This window comes from Nocardia sp. NPDC059154 (genome assembly GCF_042755705.1).
GTDB lineage: Bacteria > Actinomycetota > Actinomycetes > Mycobacteriales > Mycobacteriaceae > Nocardia.
Genome location: NZ_JBHZCS010000141.1, coordinates 1 through 10,230, shown reverse-complemented (window position 1 = coordinate 10,230; position 10,230 = coordinate 1). Strand labels below are relative to the sequence as shown.

The following is a 10,230-nucleotide window of genomic DNA, read 5'->3' as shown; positions in this document are numbered from 1 at the left end:
CCAGCCGCACCGCGCCGACCCGGCAGCAGACCCTGCGATGGTGTGTCGACTGGAGCTACGAATTGTGCACCCCGGCCGAGCAGCGGTTGTGGGCCCGGTTGTCGGTATTCGCCGGAGGCTTCGAACTCGACGCCGCTGAACAGGTGTGCGGCGTCGACCTTGCTCCCGAGGATCCGGTCGATGTGCTGTCCTCGCTGGTGGACAAGTCGATTGTGATCCGCGAGGAGTCGAATGGTGTGGTGCGGTTCCGGATGCTGGAGACAGTCCGCGACTACGGCCGAGAGAAGCTGCGCGAGTCCGGCGAGGATCAGCAACTACGGCGGCGGCACCGCGACTGGTACCAGCAATTGGCGCTGGCAGCAGAGGCCGAATGGATCAGCGACCGGCAGCCCTACTGGACCGCCAGGCTCGAACGCGAACAACCCAACCTGCGCGAGGCGCTCGAATACAGCCTGGCCGAGAACACCGAGCAGGCAGCCGAAGCCGGACTACAGACCGCCGCAGCACTGTTCATGTTCTGGAGTTTCCGAGGTCTGTACAGCGAAGGCCGCCGCTGGATCGACCTGCTCCTCGACCACCCTGCCCACCAATCCGTACCCGACCGTGTCAGAGCGCTTCATGCCGGCTGCATCATGGCAGTGCTGCAGGGCGACTTGTCAGCGGCTGCCGCCCTTGCCGAGGAGGGACGCGTGCTCGCCGAACAGGTTCCCACCCCGATGACCCAGGCACTGAGCGCCTACGCCGACGGCACCCTCGCGTTCTATCGCGGTGAGCTTGCTCTGGCGGTCTCCTCGTTGGAACGCGCTGTCAGGATGCTCAGCTCGAATCGGCAAGGATTTCTTTACGCTGGGGCTTTGGCAGTGCTCGGTGCGGTAAACGCACTGGCCGGTGATACAAAAGCGGCGATCGAGTGTCACCAGCAGCTGATTTCCATCACCGAAGAGTTCAGTGAATCGCTCTTCCGCTCGACCGCATTGTGGGGCCTGGGCGTCGCCGCCTGGCGGCAAGGTGAACGGTCCCGGGCGGCCGAGTTGTTCGAGGATGCACTGCGGGTCAACCGGCGAATGCGCAGTCCGCTCCTCGCCGCGATGAGCCTCGAGATGCTGTCCTTGGCTGTCGGCACCAAAGGCGACGCCGAGCGTGCAGCCGTACTGATGGGAGCCGTAGAGGAACTACAGCGGTCCATGGGTAACCCCTCGCCCATCTTGCCAACGGTGGGCGATCACGACGAGTGTGTCCGGACAACGCGATCCGCTCTCGGCGCTCGCAGATTCGATGCGGCCTTCCGCAAAGGCCGAGCGATGGGGATGGATGATGCCGTGGCTTATGCACTCGGCGAGGCACCCGCCGACACGGTGCCCACATCGGGTGCGACCGCGGCTCTCACCAAGCGTGAGAGCCAGGTCGCGGACCTCATCGCGCAAGGCTTCACCAACAAGCAGATTGCCGCCAAACTGGTGATCTCCCAACGCACCGCCCAGGGCCACGTCGAGCACATCCTCACCAAACTCGGATTCACCTCCCGCGCGCAAATCGCGGCCTGGATCGCAGAAGACGCCGAACGACAGACTCATTGACCGTGCCGACCGGCAATGGATTCCGGTACCCGGGGAAGCTCGAGGCCGCCTATCGCCTCATCGATCGCCGAGACCACCCGCTAGCTCGGGACCGGTGGGTTTCAAATGTCTTGCTGTGCCGCACCGTTTGATGCATACGTCCGGCGATATCGGTACCGCGGCTTCGGAGATCTGAAAGCACGTAGTTCGCCCAGCGTCCTTGCGACCAGGCATTGTTCGGTGGCGCGCACGCCGTGCGGCCACCAGATGGCCACCGCCGCGATTGTGATCGGCGCCGTTGGTCGTCAGCCTGTCGGGGTGGATCTGCTGGAGGTGGTGTCAAGTGAACGGTGGGACGTCCTGCTGGCAGACCGTGCCGGGTGGGGGCAGCGCGCCACGGATGACGTAGTCGCTCTCGTAGGCTTTCGCGCAGCTGCTCGGGTTGAACAGCGTGGTGTGCCCGTATCCAGCGACGGTAAGCAGCCTGGCGTTGTGCAGTTGGGCGGTCATGGCCAGGGCGTTGTGGTACGGGGTGGCGGGATCGTAGATGGCGTTGACGGTGAGGATCGGTGTCGCGGAGCGGCCCCACGGGCCGGTGTAGCGATGGGCGGCCTTGGCGGGCCAGGTGGAGCACGCCTCGGTCACCCACGCCCAGAAGGGCCCGACCGTACCGGCTCGAACGGTACTGAACTTCGCCATGGCGCCGTAGCTGTGCGGATCGCGCGGGTTGGGACTCTCGCCGCATATGATCGCCAAGGGCTGCTCGACGCCCGTGTACTTTTGCTGTTGGGCCGAACCTTCCCGGGAGGAGTCGCTCAGCGCTGTCGAGGACCGGTCCACCAGGCGATTCTCGCCCGGGTCGGGCATCTGCGGCGTTGCGCCCAGCCACAGCTGCTGCAGCAGCTCGGCCAGCGCCGTCCAGTTCGCCGGGGAACCGGCGGTGGCATGGACGGTATACAGATTAGCGCGCACGGCGTTGGCGGTGGCGGCGTAGGTGAACCCGTCCTGCGGGTGGATGAGCAGGCGGTGCAGCAGTGCCTCGTACTTCGCTCGGGTCGCCACCGCACTGCCGGCCGAGAACGGGCAGCGGATCGGGCCTGCTTGGCTGCACAGGTTCAAGAACTGTTCCAGCGTCTTGGCCGTTCCCAGGTCGGATGCCTGCCGTAGGAAGGTCGACAACACCGGATTCCAGTCGTACCACGCAGACGGATCGATATTGCCGTCCAGCACCATCGCCCGGACCCGGTCGGGGAAAAGGTTGGCGTAGGTGGCGCCCAGCAGCGTCCCGTAGGAGACCCCGAAGTAGGTCACCAGCTGTTCGCCGAGGACTCTGCGCAGCAGATCGATGTCGTACGCCGAGTCGGTGGTGGAGACGAACCGCAACAAGGCCGGGTCACGCCGCTCGCAACCCCGGCCGAGCTCGGCGTACAGGTCGATCCACCGCTGCTCCTGCTCGTGGCCGACCGGAAACCCCACAGGCAACTGCGCGAACCAGGCATCGAACTCCGCCTTATCGTCGAAGCATTGGACGGAGGTCGATTCACCGACCCCGCGCGGATCCCAGCTGACGATGTCGAACCGTTCCTGGATCTGGAGTGGGAAGAGCGGATATGCGATTGGGAGGACTGTGGTGCCTGCTCCTGCCGGCCCGCCTGGGTTGAACAGCAGGCTGCCGATCCGATGCGCGGGGTCGGTTGCCCGGTGTCGGATGACCGCCAGCTCGATCGTGCGCCTGTCGGGATGCTGGTGGTCCAATGGTGCCGGCACGGTGGTGCATTCGAAATCCGGGTGGTCGGGGCACGGGGTCCAGACCGCGGCAGGCGTTCCCCCAGGCGCCTCATCCGACGGCTGAGCCGTGGCGGGCGCGGCGCCGCAGGCCACAGCCGCGGCCACCATCATGGATGCCACTATGCATCGGGTGAAACGAGCGCGGTTCGTCACAGATCCTCGCTATCGTCACGGTGAAAATGCGCGGCTGTCTCACAAGGAACCCTCGACGCCGAACCGTAGCCGATCACGCGGCAAATGCCTGGTTAGGTCGATTCACCGGCGTGGTCCGATCGATACCGCACACAAGCCGGTGACTAACCAAATGAGCCATCTCAGGTCCGAGGGTTGCGGCGTGTGCCCCGACATCGGGCTCGCCCGTCTGTCCTACGGCCGGACTCGGCAACTCCCTGGACGCCACGACCTGCGGCGAGAACCCCGACGCGCACCGTTGACCAGGCCGAACGCGGCTTCATGTACCGCTGCGGACGGAGCCTCTCGTCGAGGGGCGATGATCGTAGAGACCGCGCCCGACCTGCGGTGGGTGTGGGATTTGAACCCACGGTGGTGTGAACCACGACGGTTTTCAAGGTAGCTGATCTCGACGTTTGCGGGTGACGGGTGACGTTGGCATTTGGGGGGATTCGACATCTGAGCAGGGGATCTTCCGCTGGCTTCGTTGGTGGGATTGGGTGGATCTGGCGCGCCTGCGGACTGCCTGCGGACGGTGGTCGGCGAAACGGCGGCGACGATCTCAGAACAGTGAAAAGATGCCGAAATGGCAACGGGGATTACTGTTCAGGTTGTTGCCGTATCGAACCCCCTCGCCTTCGCACGGCAACGTGCCATGTCTGGTTTCGCGCCGCTCCGGCTACGGCCGGTGGCTCGACGTCCGCGCAGCGCACACGCTACCGGCTTCGGTTGAAAACGTCTGCCCAGAAGCATCATTCGCGGTGCAGAGCAGATCTGCGGCGGTGGTCCGGGTAGCCGGCCCGCACCACGAATTCATCGCTTTTGTCGGCGAAGCGCACACACCCACACGGCCCGCACACCTTATGCAGTCCGAAGCGGCTCGACTACGCAGGGATCACGTCACCATGACTACTGAATGGAGGTTCGATTGGTAGATATGTGTTGCTGACGTTCCGGTGATTAACCACCGGCGGAGCCGACCACAAGCGCATGGCAACGAATAGTTCTGTGCCGCAACGTTGTTCACGACGCTGGTGGTGGCATCACCGGCGGGCGCGGGGCGTGCGGCCTGGCGCTGCGCCACACGAGATCCGGCTGGCGCTCGGCTGTTATGCACCCGTCCTGGGACCGATTCGATCAGTTCCGTGTAGCCAGAGCGTACATTTGGGCGCTCGGGCCCCAGTCGGACCGGCCGACGGCGAGCTGTGGGGCACGGGCAATCGTATTGTGCGGTTGGCCCCAGAACGAATCGCTAGGGCGTCGTGCCTACCCGTGTCGTGCTACGTCCTCGCACAGGATGCTCGGCCAGCGTGCGAGATCGGCCGGTGTGTGCGCCACCTCCAGTGTGGCCGTCGGCAGCAGGTCCACCAGGGCCTCGGCGGTCGACACCGGATGGGCGGGGTCGTCGATCCAGGCCAACACCGTGGTCGGCACCTCGATCGCGGCGATCGCCTCGGGGGCGGGCAGGTCGCTCATTGCTGCCCCGCGGAACAGTGAGGGCAGTAGGTGCTCGGCGACATCCGGCACGGTTTCCGGCGTTCCGACGGTGGCCGGCGGGCGAGGCACGGTGAGATCGGCACCGAGGAAGGCGTCGAGTCCCTGCTCCTCGATCAAACGGGCATTCTTCCGGTAGATGTCGGCCTTCGCGGCGCGGGTGCGCCAGGCGGTCGCGGGCACCAGCAGGGTGAGACCGGCGAATCGGGCAGGATCGCGGACAGCGGCATGCAGCAGTGTCCCGGTGCCCATCGAAGGACCGACACCGTGCACCTGTTCACCGGGGAACCAGTGGTCGAGCAGGTTCAGCAGGTCATCGGCCAGAACCGGCCACCGATAGTCCTCGGGGACGGTACGGCCCGTCGAGTGGCCGTGGCCGCGCGCGTCGTACCGCAGCAGTCGGGTTCCGCTGAGTCCGCGGCCGAGATCGAGGTCCATCAGACGGTCGCGGTGGCGGCTGGAGGTGAGGCCGTGGAGTTGGACGACGGGGTGGCCGCCCTCGTCGCTCAGTTCCACGTCGAGGTCGGCGCCGGGAACACGGAAGGTCGGCACGGCGGCTCCAGGGTGCTGGTGAGACGGCGATCGCTCGGGAAGGAGCCTAGGATACCGTCATGCGGCTGACCAACGTCGCGCACTTGCGCCTGCCGTTCGGCCGCCTGCTGGGCTTCGACGTCACTGCCGGTCGGGTGGGCCGGTCACTTCCGGTGTCCTTCGACCAGCGACGCCACGTCGGCGCCGGCGACCGAGCGGGATCCTGGATGGCGTTGTCCTTCAGGCTCTCCGCGCCGGTACCGCCCGACGAGCTCGCGACCGCCTGGCTGGCGGTGATCGAGCGGCACGGCACGCTGCGGTCGGTCTTCGTGCCGGGCGAGGACGGCGAGCCTCGGCTGCACGAGGTCGATATCCTCCCCGGCGGCTGGGTCGAGCATGTGATCGCTCCGGGGCAGGCGGTCAACGATGCGCTCCGCGCCGTGCTCGACCGTGCTTGTTCACCGTACGGTCGTCCGTCGTACCGGCTCTGCGTGCTCGAGACCGCGGTAGGGCCGACCGTGGTGGTCGCCGCCGACCACGCGCACGTCGACATGTGGTCGATGCTGGTGATCGCCCGCGACCTGCTCACCGCGCTGGCCGCGGTGCAGAAGGGTCGTGCACCGTCGTTGCCGCCCGCCCCCGCCTTCGCGGAGCACACCCGCGCGCTGCGGGACCGCCCGCCGGCACCCGACGAGGTGCACCGCCGCTGGGCTGAGGTGCTGGCGGGCAGCGGCGATGTGATGCCACGGTTCCCGCTGCCGCTGGGTGAGGCGACGTTGCAGGAGGAGCGCGTGGAGGTGCGCGATGTCCTCGACGTCGACGACAGCGCCGCGTTCTCGGCGCAGGCCCGCGACGACGGCGTCTCGACCTTGGCGCTGGTGGTGGGGGCGATGACCGAGGTGACCCACGAGTTGGCCGGCACCGCACTGCGGGCCGTGTTTCCGGTGCACAGTCGGTACGACACCACCTGGCACGACTCGGTGGGGTGGTTCATCACCAACTCGGTGCTCGAGTCGGCCGACCCCGATCCCCGTGCCAGCGCGGAGGCGGTGAAGGAGGCCGTCCGGATGGGGTCCTGGCCACTGGAGGACATCCTGCGTCCGTGGGGCGGGATGCCCGAGGCGCCGGGGATGTTCGCGATTTCGTGGCTGGACCTGCGTCGGCTGCCGGTGCGAGTCGACGCGACCGGATTGGAGGCGCAGTACGTCGGCGCGACGATTCGGACCGACGGTGTGATGCTCTGGTTCATCCTCGACGAGGCGGGGCTGCACCTGCGCTGCCGGTATCCGGACACTCCCGAAGCCCGGCGCCACGTCGGCGCCTGGCTGGACACGCTGATCGCCCGACTGCAGTCACGGGCACGGGCTTCGGTCGGTGGTCGGCTCCGACTCGGCGACCGGATCTATCGTGTGCAGCGGGCGGGGCGTGCCGACGTGCCAGCGCTGGTCGCGCTGCTCTCCGACGACGAGATCGGCCGTACCCGCGAAGGTTTCGAAATTTCCCGCTACGAGGAGGCATACGACGCCGTCACCAGGGACCCGTCGCACTATCTGGCCGTGGTCCGGGACGAGGGCGACCGGATCGTCGGCACCATGCAGCTCACCATCATTCCGGGGCTCTCCCGCGGCGGCGCCACCCGCCTCCAGATCGAGGGAGTCCGGGTCGCTGCCTCGGAACGCTCTCGCGGCATCGGAACCGCGATGCTCGAGTGGGCACACGACCACGGCAGGCACCGAGGTGCGACACTCGCGCAGGTCACCACAGACCGTGCGCGCGAGCGGGCTCACGCCTTTTATGCGCGGCTCGGGTACGACAACAGCCACGTCGGGCTGAAGCGGGCGCTCTGACCGATTCCCGGCGCTCGCTCAGGGGCGCGAGAGGGGCGCCTCGTCCAACCTCCGGTGGTGACTGAACCGCCGTGGCAAGCCGATCAGCTGGGCGACGAATTCCGGTGGCGGGCTGCGTGACCGAAGCGATCGAGTTGTTCGAACAGAATCTCGTCGACCGGATGCGGGTCCTGGCCGCTGACCACCCCGACACCCTGCGCTCCCGCCACGACATCACCCACGCCTCGTTCGAAGCAGGCTTGTCCGAACCGGACAAGCACCGACGGCTCTGTGCGACCACAGAATCCGTGCCAGGCACTGCATCTCGAGATGCAGGCGGACCAATATGCCGAATTCCGTGTCGCGGGTTGGTGACCCAAGGCACGAACCTGCGACATCCGACCTGGGATGTGCTACCCAACGTCGGCCTACTACGGCCCCTGCGACGTTGCAAATCGCCCTGAACTGCGGAAACCTCTGTCGCAGGTTCGTGCCTCGGCAGGATTCGAACCTGCTCCGCCTGGGAGGTTGGCCACCCGGCGAACTTCCTGGGCGCCCGCTTGTCCGCGACGGCCTCCGGGGACCGCTGGGTGGGTTCGTCATACCAATGCATAGGTACCTGGGCTCGGTGGTTGAGGGAACCGACTGTCCTGCAGCAGATTCCACCTCCAATACATCGCGCAGGACTTCTCGAGGGTCTCCGATTGCGGTTGCGCACGGGTGTCGGCCTTCTGCGATACGATGCCCGAAACGGGTGGAAACGCCAGGAATCCTGGAGAAATCCTATGCAGGACAGCGATATTCGCTCCTGGGCGACAGGAGATTCGGCGGCAGGTCGGGGTGTATCTGCTGTGGGGCAAAAGAACGAGCGGTTGGCTGCCGTGTTGGCCGAGGTAGGGCTCCGGCCCAAAGGGCTTGCCAACAGGATGCGGCAGTACAGCGAGCAGGATGGCGGCCGTCCTGTGCATCCAAAGCACGCCAATGTCGGCCGCTACATCGACGGTGTGCATCGGCCGAGGCGGACGAGTGCCGCAACGCGCTGGATCGAGCGATGGAGCAGGCTCTAGCCATCGACGACCCAAGTCGACCGTCAAGAACACCCTGGCCGCGCTGGGACGGGTCATGGATCAGGCCGTCCGCGACGAGGTGATCGACCGCAACCGCGTCGACGTCACCGGGTGGCAGCGGCAGTACGAGCGCTTCGAGGATGAGTTGGACAACCCTCGGGCCCTCGTATTGCCGGACTGGCAGACGCTGACCGAGATCGCGGGTGCGCGGGTCACCGCCTCGTCTGATGAATATCAGGGCTGGGGCGACGTCGTTATCTTCGCCGCGTGTACCGCGGCGAGAATCGGCGAGGTCTCCGGCTGCCGAGTCGGTGATATCGACACCGATGAATGGCTATGGACGCTACGGCGCCAGACCACGCTGGGACCCGGCGGGCTGCAGGACAAAGGGACGAAAGGAAGACGCGCCCGCTCGATCCCGATTATTGAACAGCTGCGGCCATTGGTGGAAAAGCGGATCGCGGCCGCCGGCAAGAAGCCCGATGCCCGGTTGTTCGTCGGGCCGCGCGGCGGGCGGATTCAGGTCACCGGATTGCGGCGCGCAACCCACTGGGACGAGGTGGTCGCCAAGCTCGGATACGAGCACCTGCGCAGGCACAGCCTCCGGCACACAGGCCTCACATGGCTCGCCGACTCGGGTGTACCGGTGCATCGGCTTCAGCAGATCGCCGGCCACACCGACCCTCGCATCACCCAGCGGTACCTACACCCGGACAAGAAGGCGCTCCAGCATGACGGCAACCTTCTGTCGATTCACCTCCGAGCACCGAATCGGTCCCCAGATGGTCCCCAACTCCGATTGGTCGAGTAAACAGAAAACCCCCTTCCGACCCTGATCGGAAGGGGGTTTCTTGGTCGGGCTGACAGGATTTGAACCTGCGACCACTTGACCCCCAGCTATCCCAGGGACGCGTTTGTGCACGTCACACGCGATAAGGGTCGAAGTTGTACGGTTGTTCGGTGCTGGTCGTTCATGGGCGGTCATAACGCGTGGCCCCAAAATGGCCCCAGCTCGACGGCGAGATGTCGCCACGGCCGCCCACGGTCGAGTCCCGCCGCGGGGGCTAGTCACTGACTGGTTCCGTGTGCGGTGTTTTGCGCCTGAGCGCGCTGTGGGCACTTAAGACCATGTCTCATGTTGTTGTGATTTGTTTGTCGTGTGTCGGATTCTGTTGCCCGGCTTGATGTCCGGACGTGGCCGATGAGTTGTCGCGCCGACGGGTCGATCACCCTCGAGCCGACGACCGCCGGGGCCGAAGCCGTCGAGCGGGCACGGTGCGGGCGCAACGAAATCTACGACGTCACCGTGCGCCGCAGCGACATCGTCATCGCCGAGTACCGCGGCACGAGCCGGGAGATCCGGACCCGGCCGTAAAGACCGGATCGGCTCGCGGCGTGGCGTGGTGGAAGAGGGGGATCGCCGGTCTTGGCCTTGCTGATGGCGACAGGCGGGTGGAACGGCGGGACTGGCCGTTCATCTCACGACCCGAACCAGCGCCGCCGACGGTCTGCTGCGAACTCCGCCTTCTCCCTGGCGAATTCAACCGACGGTCCGAGGAACGGAGCCACCGGGGCCGGTCCTGACAGGAAGTCCGCTTCCACCTTCCCGACGAGGCCGCCGCCGAACTCGATGTGGCACGTGCCCTGTCCCAGGTACCTGCCCCGCGCGGGCCGTCGTGCAGGCGGGCGATGATGTCAGCCCTGAAGCTTGTGGGTTTCGGGGATCGGTCGCGGCGGTTTAGCGTTGATCTACGGCGAACGACCGTGAGTCCGTGCAATCGTGTGGGTGAGCAGGGA

Annotated in this window: 7 protein-coding genes; 4 read left to right on the top strand and 3 right to left on the bottom strand. The window is 66.4% G+C overall.

Features of this window, described 5'->3' with window-relative positions:
- The first annotated feature begins 182 nt into the window (after positions 1-182).
- A complete protein-coding gene (locus ACFXN1_RS50410) occupies positions 183-1,577 on the top strand; it encodes an ATP-binding protein (RefSeq protein ID WP_379464109.1) in 1,395 nt (464 codons plus the stop codon).
- Positions 1,578-1,895: 318 nt separating this feature from the next.
- Here ACFXN1_RS50410 and ACFXN1_RS50405 read toward each other — a convergent pair whose 3' ends face one another.
- Together ACFXN1_RS50405 and ACFXN1_RS50400 are read right to left on the bottom strand one after the other, a co-directional pair.
- Positions 1,896-3,455 carry an alpha/beta hydrolase gene (locus ACFXN1_RS50405; RefSeq protein WP_379438037.1) on the bottom strand — a complete coding sequence of 520 codons (1,560 nt, stop codon included), beginning with the start codon at positions 3,453-3,455 and terminating at the stop codon, positions 1,896-1,898.
- 1,326 nt (positions 3,456-4,781) lie between these two features.
- Positions 4,782-5,561, bottom strand: coding sequence for an alpha/beta fold hydrolase (locus ACFXN1_RS50400; protein ID WP_379390393.1), 780 nt, complete (start codon positions 5,559-5,561; stop codon positions 4,782-4,784).
- Between the two features lie 59 nt (positions 5,562-5,620).
- Here ACFXN1_RS50400 and ACFXN1_RS50395 point away from each other — a divergent pair, with 59 nt between their 5' ends.
- Positions 5,621-7,387: a GNAT family N-acetyltransferase gene (locus tag ACFXN1_RS50395; protein WP_379438038.1), complete on the top strand. Its 1,767-nt coding sequence runs from the start codon at positions 5,621-5,623 to the stop codon at positions 7,385-7,387.
- Between the two features lie 83 nt (positions 7,388-7,470).
- Here ACFXN1_RS50395 and ACFXN1_RS50390 read toward each other — a convergent pair whose 3' ends face one another.
- On the bottom strand, positions 7,471-7,608 hold the full coding sequence (locus tag ACFXN1_RS50390) for a hypothetical protein (protein ID WP_379403907.1): 138 nt from the start codon (positions 7,606-7,608) through the stop codon (positions 7,471-7,473).
- 706 nt (positions 7,609-8,314) lie between these two features.
- Between ACFXN1_RS50390 and ACFXN1_RS50385 the strand changes: the two genes are divergently transcribed.
- The gene (locus ACFXN1_RS50385; RefSeq protein WP_379464107.1) at positions 8,315-9,244 is read left to right on the top strand and encodes a tyrosine-type recombinase/integrase; all 930 of its coding nucleotides are present in this window, start codon (positions 8,315-8,317) and stop codon (positions 9,242-9,244) included.
- A 390-nt stretch (positions 9,245-9,634) separates the two neighbouring features.
- Positions 9,635-9,808, top strand: coding sequence for a hypothetical protein (locus ACFXN1_RS50380; RefSeq protein WP_379446733.1), 174 nt, complete (start codon positions 9,635-9,637; stop codon positions 9,806-9,808).
- Positions 9,809-10,230: the final 422 nt, after the last annotated feature.